This window comes from Streptomyces sp. NPDC051218, assembly GCF_044455475.1.
GTDB lineage: Bacteria > Actinomycetota > Actinomycetes > Streptomycetales > Streptomycetaceae > Streptomyces.
Window position 1 is genome coordinate 474,473 of sequence record NZ_JBITEU010000007.1, and the last position, 21,188, is coordinate 495,660.

Here is a 21,188-nt window from a genome sequence, read left to right on the forward strand (position 1 = left end):
GGGGGTTGTCCGCCTTCGCGAGGCGTCCATAGCGTGCGGACGCGGATGTGCGGATGTCCTGGATACGGCACCCGCGGCATGGCGGCTCCGGGTGGACCGTGGCCGAGCGGGAGCCTGGGAGGCACTGGCCAGATGGCAGAAGACGAGACGCTCCGGGACTACCTCAAGCTGGTCACGATCGATCTGCGCAGGACGAAGCAGAAGCTGCGCGACCGGGAGGCCGCCGACCAGGAGCCGATCGCGATCATCGGCATGAGCTGCCGCTACCCGGGCGACGTCCACACGCCCGAGGACCTGTGGCGGTTGGTGGCCGGGGAACAGGACGCGATCTCCGGATTCCCCGAGGACCGGGGCTGGGACCTGGCCCGGCTTTTCGACGGCGACCCGGACGGCGAGGGGCACAGCTCCGCACGCCAGGGCGGATTCGTCCACGACGCGACCGAGTTCGACGCCGACTTCTTCGGCGTCTCCCCCCGCGAGGCACTGGCGATGGACCCCCAGCAGCGGCTGCTGCTCCGGGCGGCCTGGGAGGCGTTCGAGCACGCCGGCATCGACCCCCAGTCGGTCCGCGGCACCCGCACCGGGGTGTTCGCGGGCAGCAATGACCAGGGCTATCTGCGGCTGCTGGCGAACGAACCGGGGTCCGTGGGGCACCAGTTGACCGGTGGTGCGACCGCAGTGATCTCCGGCCGGGTCGCCTACACCCTCGGCCTGGAAGGGCCCGCGGTGACCTTGGACACGGCGTGCTCGTCGTCGCTGGTCGCCCTGCACCTGGCCTGCCGGTCGCTGCGCAGCGGTGAGAGCACTCTCGCGCTGGCCGGTGGCGTCACGGTCATGGCCACACCCGGCGTTTTCACCGAGTTCACCAGGCAGCGCGGGCTGGCCGCCGACGGCCGCTGCAAGTCCTTCTCGGTGGACGCCGACGGCACGGGCTGGTCCGAAGGCGTCGGCGTCCTGCTGGTCGAGCGGCTGTCCGACGCCGTGCGCAACGGCCACGAGGTGCTGGCGGTGGTGCGCGGCAGCGCGGTCAACCAGGACGGCGCGTCCAACGGGCTCACCGCCCCCAACGGCCCCTCCCAGCAACGCGTCATCCTCCAGGCGCTCGCCGACGCCCGCCTCTCCGCGTCCGACGTGGACGTGGTCGAGGCGCACGGTACGGGCACGAGGCTGGGTGACCCGATCGAGGCGCAGGCACTGCTCGCCGCCTACGGCCAGGGCCGGCCCGAGGGGCGCCCGCTGCTGCTGGGCTCGGTCAAGTCCAACATCGGGCACGCGCAGGCGGCGGCGGGTGTCGCCGGCGTCATCAAGATGGTGCAGGCGCTGCGTCACGAGCAGCTGCCCCGGACACTCCACGTGGACGAGCCGTCCACACAGGTGGATTGGTCCGCAGGCGCGGTGGAGCTGCTGACCGAGGGACGGTCCTGGTCCCGGGGCGAGCGGCCGCGCCGGGCGGGTGTGTCGTCGTTCGGGGTGAGCGGTACCAATGGCCACATCATCATCGAGGAGGCGCCCGACGCGGGTGCCGATCAGGAGGCGACTGAGGCCGGGGCGGGCGCCGACGCCGGATGGTTGGCGTTGCCGCTGTCCGGCCGCTCCGCCGATGCGCTGCGCCGCCAGGCCCGGCGGCTGCTGCCGGTGGCTGCCCAGGCGTACCCGGCCGATGTGAGTCACTCGTTGGCGACGGGGCGTGCGGCGCTGGAGCACCGGGCGGTGGTGCTCGGCGACGGCCGGGAGGAACTGCTGGCCGGGCTGCGGGCGCTGGCCGAGGGCGAGGACGTGCCGTCGGTGGTGCGTGGCCAGGTCGTGCAGGGTGGCCTGGGGCTGTTGTTCTCGGGTCAGGGTGCGCAGCGGTTGGGGATGGGTCGGGAGTTGTACGGAGCGTTTGCGGTGTTCGCGGATGCTTTTGATGCGGTGTGTGCGCGGGTGGAGTTGGAACGGCCGTTGCGTGAGGTCGTGTTCGGCGACGACGCCGGGCAGCTGGAGCGGACCGTCTACACCCAGGCGGGGTTGTTTGCGTTGGAGGTGGCGCTGTTCCGGTTGGTGGAGTCGTGGGGTGTGAGCCCGGATGTGCTGGTGGGGCATTCGATTGGTGAGTTGGCCGCTGCGCATGTGGCGGGGGTGTTGTCGCTGGATGATGCGTGTGCCCTGGTGTCGGCGCGTGGGCGGTTGATGGATGCGTTGCCCGCTGGTGGGGCGATGTTGGCGGTGGAGGTGGCGGAGGAGGATCCGACGCTGCCTGATGGGGTGGACCTTGCCGCGGTGAACGGCCCTACCTCGGTGACGGTTTCCGGTGACGCGGAGGCGATCGCCGGGTTGGAGGAGCGGCTTCGGGCGCAGGGTGTGCGGGTCAAGCGGTTGGCGGTTTCGCATGCCTTCCATTCCCATCTGATGGAGCCGATGCTGGCCGAGTTCGCGGCCGTCGCGGAGTCGTTGACGTACCACGCCCCGCAGATCCCGGTCCTGACCACGGCCCCGGGTGCGATCGACACCCCGGAGTACTGGGTGGGTCAGATACGCGAGCCCGTCCGCTTCGCCGACGCGGTGCGCCAGGCCCGTGACGCCGGCGCCGGCGTGTTCCTCGAACTCGGCCCGGACGGTGTGCTCTCCGCCCTCGTCCCGCACCTCATCGAGGACGCGACCGCCGTCCCCGCTCTGCGTTCCGGCCACGACGAGCACCCCACGCTGCTGCGTGCCCTCGCAGGTGTCTACGCGTGCGGTGCGGACCTCGACCGGTCCGCCGTGTTCGCGCGCGGTGGTGGCCGGCGTATCGCGCTGCCTGTGTATGCCTTCGCCGCCGACCACTACTGGCCCTCCCGTGTCTCCTGGGTGGGCGATGTCGCGTCCGCCGGTCTCGGCGTCACCGATCACCCCCTGCTGGGCGCGGGTGTCGCGCTCGCGGAGGACGACGGATACCTCTTCACCGCCCGGATCTCGCCGGCTACCCAGCCGTGGTTGGCGGAGCACCGGGTGCACGGCCGGATCGTGGTGCCCGGCACGGCGTTCGTGGATCTCGCGGTGCGAGCCGGTGAGCAAGCGGCGACCGAGCGGCTGGACGAGCTGGTCCTGGAGGCGCCGCTGATCGTGCCCGAGGACGGCGCCGTGCAGGTTCAGCTGGCCGTGGGCGCGGCCGATGACGAAGGCAGACGGACCCTCACCGTGCACTCCCGGCGCGAGGACGGGGGCGCGTTCGACGGCTGGCCGGACCGTCCTTGGACCCGGAATGCCACCGGCGTCCTCACCCCCCGGACCCAGACCGTCGCCGAGGATCCCGAACTCGTCGGCGTATGGCCACCCCAGGACGCCACACCCACCGACCCGGCCGCGCTCTACGAGCGGCTCGGGGCCGCCGGATTGGAGTACGGCGAGCTGTTCCGTGGCGTAGCCGCCGCGTGGACGCGCGGCGAGGACGTATTCGCCGAACTCGCCCTGCCCGAGAGCGCCGCCACTGGCTTCGGGCTGCACCCGGCCCTGCTCGACGCCGCGCTCCAGTCGGCCGCCGTGAAGGGGGACGGCGGCGCCGAGATGGGCCTGCCCTTCTCCTGGTCCGGGGTGACGCTCTGGGCATCCGGAGCGTCCCTCCTGCGCGCCCGGGTCTCGCCCGCGGACGACGGTGACGGTGTCCGTGTGCGGGCGGTCGACCCGGCCGGCAGCCCGGTCGTCACCGTGGAGCGTGTCGTCACTCGGCCCACACCGGCCTTCACCGACGAGGCGCGACGGCCCGATGACCTCTACCGGCTGGAGTGGGCACCGGTCCCGGCGGCCGGGCCCGGACCCGGCGAGTTCGCGCAGTTCGGGGGCGGCGAGCCGCTCGTCGACCGGGCGGGCACGCTCGACGACCTCGCTGACAGCGGCCGGATCCCCACCCATCTGGTGCTGTCCGCCTGCCCGGACGCGCACACCCCCACCGACGCGCAGGCTGTGCTCGCGCGTACCACCGAGGTGCTCGGACAGCTGCGGTCCTGGCTCGGCGACGAGCGGTACGCAGGCAGCAGCCTGGTCGTTGCCACCCGTGGCGCGGTGCAGGCGGACCCCGCCGACACCGTGCCCGATGTGGCGGGGGCTGCCGTTTGGGGCCTGGTGCGCTCGGCGCAGTCGGAGCACCCCGGCCGGATCATCCTGGTCGATCTGGACACGTCCGCTGGGGACGACACCCAGGCGCTCGCCCTCGCCGTCATGTCCGGTGACCCACAGACCGCCGTACGCGGGGACACCGTGCTCGCGGCACGGCTGACGGCCGCGGACCGCGGCCTCGTGCCGCCTCCTGGTGAGGCGTGGCGGGTGGGGGTGTCGGAGCGCGGCGCGGTGGAGAACGTGGCGTTGCTCGCGGCGCCGGACGCGGCGCGGGAGTTGGAGCCGGGCCAGGTGCGGGTGGCGGTGCGTGCGGCGGGGGTGAACTTCCGTGACGTGTTGAACGTGTTGGGGATGTACCCGGGTGAAGTACTGGTGGGGGGCGAGGCTGCCGGCTTGGTGGTGGAGGTGGGTCCTGGGGTCTCCCGCTGTGCGGTGGGGGACCGGGTGATGGGGTTCTTCGACGGCGCGATGGGTCCGCTTGCGGTGACCGATGAGCGGCTGGTGGCCCAGGTGCCGCAGGGGTGGAACTTCGCGCAGGCGGCGGCGGTGCCGATCGCTTTCGTGACGGCGTACTACGGGTTGGTGGATCTGGCGGGGTTGTCGGCCGGCGAGTCGGTGCTGGTGCACGCGGCGGCCGGTGGTGTGGGGATGGCGGCGGTGCAGCTGGCGCGTCATCTGGGCGCGGAGGTGTACGGGACGGCGTCGCCGGCGAAGTGGGGAGCCACGGAGCTGGACGCGGAGCATCTCGCGTCGTCGCGGGATGTGGGGTTCGAGGGGACGTTCAGGGAGCGGACCGGTGGGCGCGGCGTGGATGTGGTGCTCAACGCGCTGGCCGGTGAGTTCGTGGATGCCTCGGCACGGTTGTTGGTGCCGGGGGGACGGTTCGTGGAGATGGGCAAGGCGGACGTACGGGAGGCAGACGCGTTCGCCGGGTGTCGTTATCGGGCGTTTGATCTGGAGGAGGCGGGGCCGGAGCGGATCGGGGAGATCCTGGCCGAGGTCCTGGGGCTGTTCGCGGCGGGGACGCTGGTGTTGCCGCCGGTACGGGTCTTCGACGTGCGGCGGGCGCCGGACGCGTTTCGTTTCGTGAGCCAGGCCCGGCACATCGGCAAGGTCGTGCTGTCGGTGCCGGGTGCGTGGAATGCGGAGGGGACGGTGCTGGTGACGGGTGGTACGGGGGCGCTCGGCGCCCTCACCGCCCGACACCTGGTCGCCGAACACGGCGTGCGCCACCTGCTGTTGGTCGGACGACGGGGAGCTGAAGCCGACGGCGCCGCCGAACTGAGCGCCGAACTGACCGCCTTGGGGGCCGAGGTCACCGTCGCAGCCTGTGACGTCACCGATCCCAGGGCCCTCGAAGCCCTGCTCGCCGAAGTCCCGCAGCGGCATCCGCTCACCGCCGTGGTGCACGCGGCCGGCATCCTCGACGACGGCCTGGTCGAGTCGCTCACGGAGGACCGGCTCGCGGCTGTCCTCGCGCCCAAGACCGCGGCCGCCGCACTGCACGAGGCAACGGCCGGCGCCGACCTGGCCGCGTTCGTCATGTACTCCTCGATGTCCGGGACCTTCGGCAGTCCCGGGCAGGGCAACTACGCGGCGGCCAACGCCTACCTGGACGCCCTCGCCCGTCACCGGCACGCCCGCGGACTGCCCGCGCAGTCCCTCGCCTGGGGTCCCTGGGCCGGCGTCGGCGGCATGGCCGACGCGCTGACCGAGTCCGAGGCGGCCCGCATCGGCCGCTCCGGATTCCCGCCGCTGAGCCCCGAGCGCGGCCTCGGCCTGCTGGAGACCGCCCTGGCGCTGCCCGACCCGGCGCTGCTCCCCACCGCCCTCGACACCGCCCGGCTCGCGGCTTCCCCGGCGCTGCCCCCGCTGCTACATGGACTGGTCCGTCCCGCACGGCGGGTCGCCGACCGTTCCATCGCCCCGGACGGCCTCGCCGAGCGACTGCGCCGGCTGCCCGTGGAGGACAGGGTCCGCACCGCGCTCGACTTGGTACGCGGCCAGGTCGCGTCGGTGCTCGGCTTCGCCTCGCCGGATGCCGTGGACCCGTCGCGGCCGTTCAAGGACCTCGGCTTCGACTCGCTGACCTCGGTGGAGCTGCGCAACCGCATCGGCCGGACGGCCGGCCGCAGGCTGCCCGCGACCCTCGTCTTCGACCACCCGACTCCCGAGGCCCTCGCCACCCATCTCGTCACGGAGGTCCTCGGCGACCTCGCCGCGCCCGCACGCACCACGCCCGCAACCACCCGTGCGGAGACCGTCGGTGACCCCATCGCGATCGTCGGCATGGCCTGCCGCTTCCCGGGCGGGGCCGACACCCCCGAGGCGTTGTGGCGGCTCGTCGCCGATGAGACCGACGCCGTCGGCGACTTCCCCACCGACCGGGCCTGGGACCTCGCACACATCTACGGCGAGAGCGAGGAGTCCGACGACCGGCGTACCTTCGAGGGCGGCTTCCTCTCCGATGCCGGCGGATTCGACCCGGCGTTCTTCGGCATCTCGCCCCGTGAGGCGCTGGCGATGGACCCGCAGCAGCGGCTGCTCCTCGAGACCTCCTGGGAGGCCTTCGAGCGGGCCGGCGTCGATCCGGCGGAGCTGCGCGCCAGTCCCACCGGGGTGTACGTCGGCACCGCTACCTCCGGATACGGCCTCGGCCGGTTCGACGTGCCCGACGGCTCCCGCCCGCACGTCCTCACCGGCACCGCGACGAGCGTCATCTCCGGCCGGCTGGCCTACACGTTCGGGCTCGAAGGGCCGGCGGTGACCGTGGACACCGCGTGTTCGTCGTCGCTGGTGGCGCTGCACCTGGCCATCGGGGCACTACGGCGCGGAGAGTGCGCGATGGCGCTGGCCGGCGGTGCCACCATCATGTCGATACCGGGCATGTTCACCGACGCCGCGCAGGGCGGCGCGCTCGCGCCCGGCGGCCGTTGCCGGGCCTTCTCCTCCGACGCCGAAGGCACCGGCTGGGGCGAGGGCGTCGGGATGCTCCTGGTCGAGCGGCTCTCCGACGCGCGCCGCAACGGGCACCCGGTCCTGGCCGTGGTGCGCGGCAGCGCGGTCAACCAGGACGGCGCGTCCAACGGCCTCACCGCCCCCCACGGCCCCGCCCAGCAGCGGGTCATCCGGGCGGCGCTCGCCGACGCGGGACTGGAGACCGCCGACGTGGACGCGGTCGAGGCGCACGGCACCGGCACGGAACTCGGCGACCCCATCGAGGTCCAGGCCCTGATGGCCACGTACGGGCGCGGGCGCGACGACGAACAGCCGCTGTGGCTGGGGTCGCTGAAGTCCAACATCGGGCACACCCAGTCGGCCGCCGGCGTCGCCGGGATCATCAAGATGGTGATGGCCCTGCGCCACGGCGTGCTGCCGCGCTCCCTGCACATCACCGAGCCCACCCGGCACGTGGACTGGGACGGCAGCGGGGTCCGGCTGCTGACCAGGCAGGTGGAGTGGGCGGACGCGGGACGTCCGCGCCGGGCCGCCGTCTCGTCGTTCGGCATGAGCGGGACCAACGCCCACACCGTCCTCGAACAGGCACTCCCGGAGCCGGGACCGGACGCGTCGGGGGCAGACTCCGGGGCCGGGACCGACGCGGGCCCGGAGGTCGAGCTCCCCTGGCTGCTCTCCGCCCGTACCCCCGCCGCCCTGCGCGCCCAGGCCGGGAGGCTCGCCGCCCACCTCGACGCCGACCCCGCACTCGGCGGCGACGACGTGGCCCACTCCCTGGCCGCCACCCGCTCCTGTTTCGAGCACCGCGCCGTCCTCCTCGGCCCCGACCACCACGCGCAGCTGACCGCGTTCGCCGAGGGCACCCTCACGCCGGGACTGGTGACGGGGACAGCGGGGCGGCCCGGCCGGGTGGCGTTCGTGCTTCCCGGTCAGGGCTCGCAGTGGCCCGGCATGGCCGACCGGCTGCTGGAGGAGTCCGCGACCTTCCGGAACACGCTGCGGACCTGTGCGCAGGCACTGGAGGAACATCTCGACTGGTCGGTCGAGGACACGCTGCGCGGCCTGCCCGGGGCCGGGAACATGGAACGGGCCGATGTCATCCAGCCCGTGCTGTTCGCGACGATGGTGGCGCTCGCCGGACTCTGGCGCGAGCACGGCGTCGAGCCGGAGGCGGTGATCGGCCACTCGCAGGGTGAGATCACCGCCGCCCACTTCGCCGGCGCGCTGTCCCTGGAGGACGCCGCGCGGGTCGTCACCCACCGCAGCCGCCTGCTGTCCCGGGTGGTCGCCCAGGGGGCGGTGGCCTCGGTCTCGCTGCCCGCGCAGGAGACGCTGGCGCGGCTCGAACGCTGGCGCAACGCGCTCAACATCGCCGCCGTCAACGGGGTTTCATCCGTCTCCGTCGCGGGCGACGAGGCACCGCTGGACGAGTTCCTCGCCGAGCTGGAGGCCGAGGGCATACGTTGCCGCAAGCTCCGGATCAAGGGCGCGGCGCACTCGGCCGTCGTCGAGCCGCTGCGCGAGGAGGCGCTCGCGGTGCTGGCGCCCGTACGGCCACGTGCCTCCCGCATCCCCTTCTACTCCACCGTCACCGGCGGCCTGCTCGACACCACCGAGCTGGACGCGGAGTACTGGTACCGCAACATGCGGCAGACCGTGCAGTTCGCCCCGGCCACTCGCGCACTGCTCGCCGACGGGTTCGGCGCCTTCATCGAGTGCAGCCCCCACCCGGCACTCGCCGGGGCCGTACAGGAGACCGCGGAGGACGCCGGCGCGCCCGACCCTGTGTTGCTGGCCTCGCTGCGCCGTGAGGAGGGCGGGCTCGAACGTTTCTCCGTCTCGCTCGCCGAAGCGTTCGCCCGGGGTGTCAGTCCCTCCTGGGCCTCCCGCGGCAGCGCCGTCGACCTGCCCACCTATCCCTTCCAGCGGGACCGCTACTGGTGGGAGCCCCTCCCGGAGGAGACGGCAGGCCCCGCCCAGGGCGGTACGGCCGAGGAAAGCCGATTCTGGGCGGCGGTGGAGGGCGGCGACGCCGAAGCGCTCGCCGAGTCCCTGGGCACCGACGCCCTCGCCCCCGCACTGCCCGCGCTCGCGCAGTGGCGGCGGCGCTCCCACGACCGGTCCACGGTGGACGGCTGGCGCTACCGGGTGGAGTGGAAGCACGCGCCCCTCACCGGGCCCGGCCGACCCGCGCTGACCGGCACCTGGGCGATCGTCGCCGGGGAGGAGCAGGAGGAACTGGCCGGTCGGCTCGCCGCGCTGGTGAACCAGGCCGGCGGCAAGGCCCACGTGACCGCCGAACCGCCCGAGGAACCGTCCGGGGAACAGTCGCTGTCCGGGGTGATCTCGCTGCTGGCGCTCAACTCCCGCCCGCACCCCGTCCACAAGGGCGTCAGCGTCGGAGCCGCGTGGAACCTCGCCCTGCTGCGCACCGTGACCGCCCGCCCGGCCCCGGTCCCGCTCTATCTGGTCACCAGCGGTGCCGTATCCGTCGGCCGCATGGACCCGGTACGGGACATCGCGCAGGCCGCCACCTGGGGTCTTGGCCTGGTGTCCGGTCTGGAGCGGGCCGACTGCTGGGGTGGCCTCATCGACCTGCCGGAGGAGCCGGACGACCGGGTTCTGAACAAGTTGCTGCGGCTGCTCGCTCAGCAGCCCGGGGACTCCCGGGACTCCGGTACGGAGGACCAGTTGGCGCTCCGTCCCGCCGGAGTCTTCGTACGCCGCATGGTCCGGGCCCCGGAGAGCACGCCGGTCCGGTCCTGGCAGCCTGGTTCCACCGTGCTGATCACCGGCGGTACCGGCGGCATCGGACGGCACCTCGCACACCACATGGCCGCCCGGGGCACACGCAAGCTCGTCCTCACCGGTCGCCGTGGCCCGGAGGCCCCAGGCGCCCGTGAGCTGGCCGCCGAACTCACCGCACGAGGCGTCGAGACGATCGTCGCCGCATGCGACGTCACCGATCGGAACCAGATCGCCGCGCTGCTCGCCGAGCACCCCGTCGACGCGGTGATCCACGCCGCCGGTGTGGCGCAGGCGACCGCGCTCGCCGACTGCGAGGAGACCGAACTCGCCGCGGTGACCGCCGCCAAGACCGAGGGTGCCAGGCACCTGGACGAACTGGCCGGTGACGTCGGCACGTTCGTGCTCTTCTCCTCCGGCGCGGGCGTCTGGGGCGGCGCGGGCCAGGCCGCCTACGCGGCGGGCAACGCCGTACTCGACGCGTTGGCCCAGGACCGCCGGGCCCGCGGTCTGGCAGGCACCGCCGTTGCCTGGGGCGGCTGGGCCGAGGGCGGCATGGCCGACGACGGGCAGGCCGCCGCGGAACTCGGCCGGCGCGGGCTGCACGCGATGGATCCCCGCCTCGCCCTCGAAGCGCTCGACCAGGCGCTGGACGCCGACGAGACCTGCCTGACCGTCGCCGACATCGACTGGGCACGCTTCGCACCCGGCTACACGGCGGCCCGCGCCCGTCCGCTGATCATGGACATCCCCGAGGCCCAGGCCGCGCTCGCGACGCCCGACACCCCGGCCAACCGCCCCGGCGAGGCCGACGAACTGTACGACGAGCTGGTCGAGTTGACCGGACCGCAGCGGGTCACGTACCTGCTCGATCTCGTACGGGAGCACGCCGCCGCCGCGCTCGGCTACGCCGACTCCGCCGCGATCGAGTCCGGCCGCGCCTTCCGGGAGCTTGGCTTCGACTCACTGATGGCCGTGGACGTACGGAACCGCTTGCAGGCCGCCACGGGCCGCAAGCTGCCGCCGACCCTGGTGTTCGACCACCCCACCCCCGCCGATCTGGCGGACCACCTGCTCGTCGAGGTGCTCGGCGAGCAGGGCGCGGCCGATGGCACCGCGGCCCGAGCCGTCGGCGCCGCCGAGGACGAGCCGCTGGCCGTGATCGGCATGAGCTGCCGGTACGCCGGCGGCGTGGACTCGCCCGAGGACCTGTGGCGGCTCGTGCTGGACGGCACCGACGCCATGGGGCCCTTCCCGCAGGACCGCGGCTGGGACGTGGACAACCTCTACTCCCCGGACCCCGACCACCCCGGCACCTCCTACGTCAAGGAGGGCGGATTCCTCGCGGACGCCTCCCACTTCGACGCGGCCCTCTTCGGCATCAGCCCCCGCGAGGCGGTGGCCACCGACCCGCAGCAGAGGCTGCTCCTCGAGGCGACCTGGGAGGCGATGGAACGGGCCACGATCGACCCGTCGTCCCTGCGGGGCAGCCCGACGGGCGTCTTCGTCGGCACCTCGTTCGTCGGTTACGGCGTAGGGGCCCAGCAGCCGGGCAACGAGGCCGAGGGCTTCTTCCTCGCCGGCACCGGCACCGCCGCCGCGTCCGGCCGCATCTCCTACACCTTCGGCCTCGAAGGGCCCGCCGCCACCGTCGACACGGCCTGCTCGTCCTCCGCCGTGGCCATCCACCTGGCCTGCCAGGCGCTGCGGAACAACGAATGCGACATGGCGGTCGCGGGCGGCGCCGCCGTCCTGGCCACCCCTGCCTCCTTCACGGAGTTCAGCCGCCAGCGCGGCCTCGCCGCCGACGGCCGGTGCAAGCCGTTCGCCGCGGCGGCCGACGGCACCGGCTGGGGCGAGGGGGTCGGTGTGATCCTGGTGGAGCGCCTCTTGGACGCGCTGCGCGAGGGACACCCGGTCCTCGCGCTGATCCGCGGCACCGCCGTCAACCAGGACGGCGCCTCCAACGGCCTGACCGCCCCCAGCGGCCGCGCCCAGCAGAAGGTCATCCGCCAGGCGCTGGCCAACTCCCGTCTGGACGCCGCCGACATCGACACCGTCGAGGCGCACGGCACTGGCACCACCCTCGGCGACCCCATCGAGGCCCAGTCGATCCTGGCGACGTACGGCCAGAACCGCGCCGAGGACCGGCCGCTGTGGCTCGGCTCGGTGAAGTCCAACATCGGTCACACCCAGTCGGCGGCCGGTGTCGGAGGCGTCATCAAGACGGTCATGGCGCTGCGCGAGGGGGTCCTGCCCGGGACCCTGCACATCGACGCGCCGACCCCGCACGTCGATTGGTCGACGGGCGCGGTCGAGCTGCTGACGGAGACCACCCCCTGGCCCGACACCGACGGGCGCCCCCGGCGGGCCGGCGTGTCCTCCTTCGGCGGCAGCGGCACCAACGCCCACCTGGTGCTGGAGCAGTACGTCGAACAGCCCGCGCCCGTCCAGGACCCGGAGCGTGCCCCCGAGGCCGGCCGGACCCCTGAGCCCGACCGGGCTCCCGAGCTCGACGGCGTGGTGGCACCCTGGATGCTTTCCGCCCGCAGCGTGGAAGCGCTGCGGGGCCAGGCCCAGCGGCTCCTCGAGCACCTGGACGCCGCACCCGCCGCCCACCCCGCCGACCTCGCCCACTCGCTGACCGCCACCCGTGCCCTGCTCGGACACCGTGCCGCCGTGGTCGCCGCCGACGACGCCGACCGCCGGGCCGCACTCGCCGCTCTCGCCCGCGGCGAGGCCGCACCGCACCTGGTCCAGGGCGCCGTGCGGCCTGGAAAGGTCGCCTTCGTCTTCCCCGGGCAGGGCGGCCAGTGGGAGGGCATGGCCGTCGAACTGATGGAGACGTCCGAAGTCTTCGCCGCCGAGCTCTACGCGTGCGGCGAGGAGTTCGCCCACCACGTGGACTGGTCGCTGATCGACGTGCTGCGCGGCGCCGACGGCGCCCCGCCGCTGGACCGGGTCGATGTGACACCGGTCGTGCTGTTCGGTGTGACCGCGGCGCTCGTCGCACTTTGGCGGGCCCACGGCGTCGAACCCGACATGGTTCTCGGCCACTCGCAGGGCGAGATCGCCGCCGCCTACGTCTCCGGTGCGCTCTCGCGCGCCGAGGCGGCCCGGGTCGTCGCCCTGCGCGGCAAGGTACTTCTCCCGCTGGCCGGCATCGGCGGCATGGCGTCCGTGGCCCTGCCGGCCGAGAGGACCCGCGAGCTGCTGGAGCCGTGGGGCACGCGGCTCTCTCTGGCCGGGATCAACAGCCCCGCGTGGACCGTCGTCGCCGGGGAACGCGAGGCGCTGGGCGACTTCCTCGCCGCCTGCAAGGAGGACGGCGTCCGCGCGAACCGTATCCGAGTGGACTTCTCCTCCCACTGTGCCCAGGTGGAGCCGGCGGCACAGGAGTTGGCGGAACTGCTCACCGACCTCAGCCCCAGGACGGGCGGCCTCCCCTTCCACTCCACGGTCACCGGAGAGCGGACGGACGGCGAACTGCTCGACGCCGCCTACTGGCAGCAGAACCTCGCCACCCCCGTCGACCTGGACCGGGGCGTGCGAGGGCTGGTGGAGCAGGGCGCTCGGTTCCTGGTGGAGATCGGTCCGCACGCGGTCCTCGCGCCCGCGCTCGGCGAGATCCTCGACGACATCCCCGACCTCGCCCCGGGCGAGGTCACCGTACTCGGTACGCTCCGCCGCGACGAGGGCGGCATGGAACGCTTCCTCCTCTCCGTCGCCGAACTCCACACCCACGGGGGCGCGGCCGATCTCACCACGCCCCTCGCCGGGCTGCCGGTGCGGACCGTTCCGCTGCCGGTGTACCCCTTCCAGCGAGAGCGGTACTGGCTCGACACCGTGTCGCCGGGCGTCGGCGACCTCGGCGCGGCAGGCCTGAGCAGCACCGGGCACCCGCTGTTGACCGCCACGCTGACGCTCGCCGACGGCGCGAGCACCGTGTTCACCGGGCGGCTGTCCTCGCGCACCCACCCCTGGCTGGCCGACCACGCCGTTCTCGGCGCCGTCCTGCTGCCGGGCACCGCCTTTGTGGAGATGGCCCTGCACGCCGGCGCCCAGGTGCAGGCCCCGGTGCTGGAGGAACTCGCCCTGGGCGCACCCCTGGTGCTCGGCGAGAACCATGCCGTGGAGGTGCAGCTCACGGTCGGCCCTCCCGGCGAGGCAGGCCGCCGGGAGGTGTCCGTCCACGCACGCGACGCCGACCTCCAGGACGCCCCGTGGGTCCGGCACGCCACCGGCACCCTGGCGCCCACCGCCGTCGCGTCCGCTGCCCACTCGCTCACCACCTGGCCTCCGCCGGGCGCCGAACCAGTTGAACTCACCGGCTTCTACGAGGGCATCGCCGACGCCGGCTACAGCTACGGCCCCGCCTTCCGGGCGCTCACCGGAGCCTGGCACCGTGACGACGAGCTCTTCGCCGAGGTGCGTCTGTCCGACGAGGTGTCCGACAAGGGCTTCCTTCTCCACCCGGCGCTGTTCGACGCGGCTCTGCACGGCATCGGCCTGCTGCGCCGCCTGCGCGACGGTGCCGAGGCCGGCCGTACCGCTGACCTCCCCTTCATGTGGCGGGAGGTGACGCTGCCCGCCACCCGCGCCGTGACACTCCGCGTGCGGCTCACCGAGTCCGACGACGGCATCGGCGTCGAACTCTTCGACGACACCGGAACTCCGGTCGGCGGGGTGGGAGCCCTGGTGGCGCGGCCGGCGGGTGCCGAACTGGCGGCCGTCCGCCATGGTCTGGCCGACACGCTCCTGCACGTGGACTGGGGGACCGAGGTGTCGCTCCCCGCCGTCGCTCCCGGCCGGCTCGCGCTGCTCGGGGACGTCACCTGGCTGGACGGGGCGTTCGGGGACACGAAGCCCGACGAGGCCGACATCATGGTCGCGCCGTTCGTCGACCCCGCCACCGGACCCGACACGGCCGACGCCGTGGAGGAGGCTGTCACCCGGGTTCTCGGCCTGATCCGTGACCGGGTCGCCGACGAACAGCAGACCGGACAGCCCCTGGTACTGGTCACCCGGGGCGCGGTCGCCACAGGTGACGACGACCTGACGGACCTGGTCAACGCGCCCGTACGCGGCCTGGTGCGCTCCGGGCAGGCCGAGCACCCCGGCCAGTTCCTGTTGGTCGACCTCGACCCGGCGACCGAGCCGGACCCCGCGCTGCTGCACAGGGCCGTCGTCGCCGCACTGGATGCGGGGGAGACCGAGGTCGCCGTACGCGGCGGACTGGTCCTCGCGCCCCGGCTGGTCCGGATGCCCGTACCCGAAGGACGGACCGACGGGCCGGAACCGGGGCCGCGTACCGGCCTGGAGACGGCCGACGGCACAGTACTCGTCACCGGCGCCACCGGCACCCTCGGCAGCGCCCTCGCCCAGCACCTGGTGCGACACCACGGGGTGCGGCACCTGCTGCTGATCAGCCGCAGCGGCCCGGCCGCTCCCGGCGCCGACGAGCTGGTCGCCGAACTGGCGGAGCTGGGAGCCCGGGCAACCGTGGCCGCCTGCGACGTCGCCGACCGCGAGGCACTGGCCGACGCCCTGGCCCGGATCCCCGCGCGGCACCCGCTGACCGCGGTGGTGCACACCGCCGCCGTCCTGGACGACGGCGTACTCGCACACATGACGGATCAGAGCGTCGCGCGGGTGCTCGGGCCCAAGGTACGAGGGGCGGTCAACCTCCATGAGCTGACTCAGGACGCGGAACTCACGGCGTTCGCGCTGTTCTCCTCCGCGGCCGGCGTGCTCGGCGGAGCGGGGCAGGCCAACTACGCCGCGGCCAATGTGTTCCTGGACGCCTTCGCCGCGCACCGCCGCCGGCTGGGGCTGCCCGCGGTGTCGCTGGCCTGGGGGCCGTGGGCCGAACGCACCGGGCTGACCGGGACCCTCACCGAGGCCGACGTGCGCCGGGTGACGCGCTCCGGCATGAGCACGCTCACCACGGAGGACGGCATGGCCGCCTTCTCGGCAGCCTGTGCCGCCGACCGGCCGCTGGTGGTGCCGATGGCGTTTCGGCCGGCGGCCCTGCGGGGCCGCGACCTGGTGCCCCCGCTGTTCAGGACACTGGTTCCCCGCCAGAAGCAGCGGACGGAGGCCGGCGCGGGAGACCCCGCGGCCTTGCGGGCCGCGCTCTCCGGAGTGCCCGAGGCCGACCAGCGGCGCGTCGTGCTCGACCTGGTCCGCGGCCAGGTGGCCGCCACCCTCGGCTTCGCCACCGCCGGGGAAGTCGACGTCGACCGGGGCTTCTTGGAACTCGGTCTGGACTCCCTGACCGGCGTCGAACTGCGTAACAGGCTGGCCGCGTCCACCGGGCTGCGGCTGCCCGCCACGCTGGTGTTCGACCACCCGAACGGCACCGAACTCGCCCACTATCTCCGCGGCGAACTGGCTCCCGAACCGGTACGGGAGGCCGACAAGCTCCTTGCCGAACTGGCCCGCCTGGAAGCCGGCTTGGCGCGGGTGGACGGAGACGAGGAGGGCCGGGCCCGGGTGGCGGCCCGGCTGCGGGCCCTGGCCGACCGATGCAACGGCGAGCAGACCAGGCGGGAAGAGAACCTGGACTCCGCCTCGATCGAGGAGGTCTTCGACCTGCTCGACACCGAGTTCGAGACGTCGTGAGAGGACGCGAACAGCAGATCATGAGCGACACGGACCCGGACCAGCAGGAGAAACTGCTCGCTTACCTGAAGCGAGCCACGACGCAACTGCGCGACGCCAACCGCCGCGTACGCGAACTGGAGGACCTGCCGCGCGAACCGATCGCGGTGATCGGCATGGCTTGCCGGTACCCCGGCGGCGTCCGCTCTCCGGAGGACCTGTGGGAACTGGTCGAGTCCGGCACCGACGCGCTCGGCCCGCTGCCCACGAACCGGGGCTGGGACCCGGCACAGACGGCAGCCGCGCCACGCGGCGGATTCGTCCACGACGTCGGCGACTTCGACGCCGGGTTGTTCGGCATCAGCCCGAGGGAAGCCGCCGCCACCGATCCGCAGCAGCGGCAGCTCCTCGAAACGTCCTGGGAGGCGTTCGAGCGGGCAGGCATCGACGTACGCACCCTGCGCGGTGGACGCACCGGAGTCTTCGCCGGCGTGATGTACCACGACTATCCGTCGGTGGTCGATCCCGAAGCGCTCGACGGCTACCTGGGCACCGCCAACGCCGGCAGCGTTCTCTCCGGCCGTATCGCCTACGCCTTCGGACTGCAGGGGCCGGCGGTTACCGTGGACACGGCCTGCTCCTCGTCCCTGGTGGCGCTGCACCTCGCCGCGCAGTCGCTGCGCGGCGGCGAGTGCGAACTCGCCCTGGTCGGTGGGGTCACGGTCATGTCCGGGCCGATGATGTTCGCGGGATTCGGCTTGGAAGAGGGCAGTGCCGCCGACGGCCGCTGCAAGGCGTTCGCCGCCGCCGCCGACGGCACCGGCTGGGGTGAGGGCGTGGGCGTGCTCCTGGTGGAGCGGCTGTCGGATGCCCGTCGCAACGGGCACCGGGTGCTTGCGGTGGTGCGTGGCAGCGCGGTCAACTCCGACGGCGCATCGAGCGGCCTCACCGCCCCCAACGGACCCGCCCAGCAGCGTGTCATCCGCCAGGCCTTGGCGAGCGCAGCACTCGTACCGGCTGAGGTGGACGCGGTCGAGGCCCATGGCACCGGTACGACCCTGGGTGATCCGATCGAGGCGCAGGCGTTGCTGGCCACCTACGGTCAGGAGCGTGCGGAACCCCTGTACCTGGGCTCGCTGAAGTCCAACATCGGCCACACGCAAGCCGCTTCCGGCGTGGCCGGAGTGATCAAGATGGTGGAGGCGATCCGCCGGGGCGTACTCCCGGGAACGTTGCATGTCGACGAGCCCACGCCGCAGGTGGACTGGTCGGCGGGTGCGGTGGAGCTGCTGACCAAGGCACGTCCCTGGCCGGAGACCGGCCGACCTCGTCGGGCTGGGGTGTCTTCGTTCGGTGTGAGCGGTACGAATGCGCATGTGATCGTGGAGGGGGTTCCGGCTGAGGTGCCGGGGGCCGGGGTGGTTGGTGGGGGGTCTGGTCCTGGGTCGTCTGCTGGTCTGTGGGTGCTGTCTGGTCGGGATGAGCGTTCTTTGCGTGCTCAGGCTGAGCGGTTGCGTGGGTTTCTTGTGGCGCGGCCTGAGTTGGCTGTGGTGGATGTGGGGTTGTCGCTGGCGACGACGCGGGCTGCGTTGGAGCAACGTGCGGTGGTGGTGGGTGATGGGCGTGAGGAACTGCTGGCTGGGTTGGGGGCGTTGGCCGGGGGTGCGCCGGGCGCGGGTGTGGTGAGCGGGGAGGTTGGCTCGGGCAAGTTGGCGCTGTTGTTCTCGGGTCAGGGGTCGCAGCGGTTGGGGATGGGTCGGGAGTTGTACGGGGCGTTTGCGGTGTTCGCGGATGCTTTTGATGCGGTGTGTGCGCGGGTGGATGTGGGGCGGCCGTTGCGTGAGGTGGTGTTCGGCGAGGACGCGGGGTTGTTGGAGCGGACTGTCTACGCCCAGGCGGGGTTGTTCGCGTTGGAGGTGGCGCTGTTCCGGCTGGTGGAGTCGTGGGGTGTGAGCCCGGATGTGCTGGTGGGGCATTCGGTGGGGGAGATAGCCGCGGCGCATTGTGCGGGGGTGTTGTCGCTGGAGGATGCCTGCGTACTGGTGTCGGCGCGTGGGCGGTTGATGGATGCGTTGCCCGAGGGCGGCGCGATGCTGGCCGTGGGGGTGGCGGAGGAGGATCTGACGCTGCCTGACGGGGTGGACCTTGCGGCGGTGAACGGCCCTACGTCGGTGACGGTTTCCGGTGAGGCGGAGGCGATCGCCGCACTGGAGGAGCGGTTGCGCGTTGAGGGTGTGCGGGTGAAGCGGTTGGCCGTCTCGCACGCTTTCCATTCCCGCTTGATGGAGCCGATGCTGGCCGATTTCGCGGCGGTCGCGGGGTCGTTGACGTACCACGCTCCACAGATCCCGGTCCTGACCACGGCCCCGGGTGCGATCGACACCCCGGAGTACTGGGTGGGTCAGATCCGTGAGCCGGTGCGTTTTGCGGATGCGGTGCGTGTGGCTCATGACACTGGGGTCACTCGGTTCCTGGAGCTGGGTCCGGCTGGGGTGTTGTCGGCGCAGGCGGGGCTTTGTCTGGCTGAGCGTTCCGAGGTGACGGTGCTGCCTTTGCAGCGTTCGGGCCGTGACGGTGTGGGGGCTCTGTTTGCCGCGATCGCGGGAGCGCATGTCGCTGGAGTGCGGTTCGACTGGGGCGAGGTCTTCGGGTGTCTCGGCGGTCACGTCGTGGACCTGCCCACCTACGCCTTCCAACACCAGAGGTACTGGCCGCTGCCCGCGTCCGGCACAGGCGGAGCCGGCGGGCAGGGCGCCGCCGACGACGCCTTCTGGGCCGCGGTGCGCGGTGGCGACGCTGACGCCGTGGCCGGACTGCTCAGTGTGGACCACGGCGAGGACCGGGAGCGGCTCGACGACATGTTGTCGGCGCTCGCGGGTTGGCACGACCTCTATTCCTCTCGAAGCCTGCGATACCGGGAGGAGTGGCAGCCCGTCTCCCTTCCTGTGGACCCGGTTCTTGTGGGCGGTTGGTTGGTGCTGGCACACCCCGAACACGAAGAGATCGCCGCCGACTGTGCCGAGGCGATCCGCCGCAGCGGCGGAACCCCGCTCCTCCAGATGGTTGACCAAGCTGATGCGGCGGCCGAACTCCGGCGACTGGTGGAGCGCTCCTCCTCCGACCGCCCCTGGGTGGGGGTGCTGTCACTCCTCGGCCTGGCCGAGGACACCGCCGTAACCACCGGGCTCGCCCTCGTCCAGACCCTGGCCGACACTGACACGCGCCTGTGGTGCGCCACCCGAGGAGCCGTGGCGCTACCGGGCGAGGAACCCCCTGCGGCGGGCGGCCACGCCCTGTGGGCGCTGGGCCGGGTGGCCGCGCTGGAACATCCCTCGCTGTGGGGAGGGTTGATCGACCTGCCCGAGACCGGGGCCGGCGACGCCTCACTGGTCGCGGTCCTCTCCGGGGTCACCGCCGAGGACCAGGTCGCTCTCCGGGACGTACCGCTCGCACGACGGCTGGTCACCGCGCCTCCGGTCACCACCGCGCCTTGGTGCCCCCAGGGCACGTTGCTGATCACCGGCGGAACGGGTGCGCTGGGCTCCCGTGTCGCCCGGTGGGCGGCCCTCGGCGGCGCCACACGACTGGTGCTTGCCGGTCGGCGCGGTGCCGCCGCACCGGGTGCCGGCGAACTGGTCACGGAGCTGAAGGAGATGGGGGCGGAGACCACGGTGGTCTCCTGTGACTTCGCCGACCGGGACGCCGTCGCCGCGTTGCTGGCCGAGTACTCGCCGAACGCCGTGGTGCACGCCGCGGGCGTCGGGGGCTTGGGAAGGCTGTCCGAACTCACCGAGGAGGACCTGGCGGCGGCTCAGGCGGGAAAGGCAGCCGGCGCCGAGAACCTGGACGAACTCTGCGGCGACCTTGATGCCTTCGTGCTGTTCGGTTCGGTCGCCGCCGTCTGGGGCGGCGCCGGACAGGCCGCGTACGCCGCCGCCAACGCCCGGCTGGAGGCCCTGGCCCTGCGGCGGGCGGCCCGTGGGGCGCCCGCAACCTGCGTCGCCTTCGGCGCCTGGGGCGGAGAGGGCATGGCCGAGGGTGCGGACACCGAACTCGCCCGTCGGGGAGTCCTGGTGATGGATCCGGACCTGGCGCTCGCCGCCATGGCCGACGCTGTCGCGGATACGGCTCCCACGGTCACTGTGGCCCACGTCGACTGGCCGGTGTTCGCGGGGACGTTCACCTCCTCCCGGCCCAGCTCCCTGCTGGCCGAGCTGGAGGGCGGCGCGGCCTCCACCAGGGCGGAGGCGGCCGGAGCGCCCGGTGACCTGCGCGCCGACCTTCTCGCCCTGCCGCGGTACGAGAGGTCCGACACGGTCCTGGAACTGGTGCGAGCGCAGACCGCTCTGGTGCTCGGGCACGCGCACGGCGGTGACGTCAAGCCCGACCGGGCTTTCCGGGAGCTCGGCTTCGACTCGCTCACCGCCGTGGAGATGCGTAACCGGCTCACCGCGATCAGCGGCCTGTCGCTTACCGCCACGGTGGTCTTCGACTACCCGACGCCCGCCGAACTCGCCGAGCACCTTCTGGAGGAGTGCGGCATCGCCCCGGACGTCGACGAGGGCGAGGCCAACGAGGAACAGCGCGTTCGCGCCGCCCTGGCCGCCGTACCGACGGCCCGGCTCCGGGAGGCCGGACTACTCGACGCCCTGCTGAGACTGGCGGGGGAGAGGACCGGCGACGTGGAGGCACCAACCACGCACGCGGTGGACGAACTGGACGGCGAGGCACTGCTGAAGCTCGTCGAAGCCAACGACGGGGAGCACTGACCATGGCGGCGTCCGCCGACGAACGTTACGTCGAAGCCCTGC

Annotated in this window: 2 protein-coding genes; both read left to right on the plus strand. The window is 73.0% G+C overall.

What is annotated here, in order from left to right; genetic code table 11:
• Positions 1 to 132 precede the first annotated feature (132 nt).
• Complete coding sequence (locus tag ACIBCK_RS23410) at positions 133 to 16,398, plus strand: type I polyketide synthase (protein WP_399393101.1); 16,266 nt, start codon at positions 133 to 135, stop codon at positions 16,396 to 16,398.
• Positions 16,395 to 21,146: a type I polyketide synthase gene (locus tag ACIBCK_RS23415; RefSeq protein ID WP_399393103.1), complete on the plus strand. Its 4,752-nt coding sequence runs from the start codon at positions 16,395 to 16,397 to the stop codon at positions 21,144 to 21,146. Before ACIBCK_RS23410 ends, ACIBCK_RS23415 begins: the two co-directional genes overlap by 4 nt.
• The last annotated feature ends 42 nt before the right edge of the window (positions 21,147 to 21,188 follow it).

Bases quoted from the DNA above. Each gene is read 5' to 3' on its own strand.
- ACIBCK_RS23410 (WP_399393101.1), top strand. From the start codon at position 133: ATGGCAGAAGACGAGACGCTCCGGGACTACCTCAAGCTGGTCACGATC.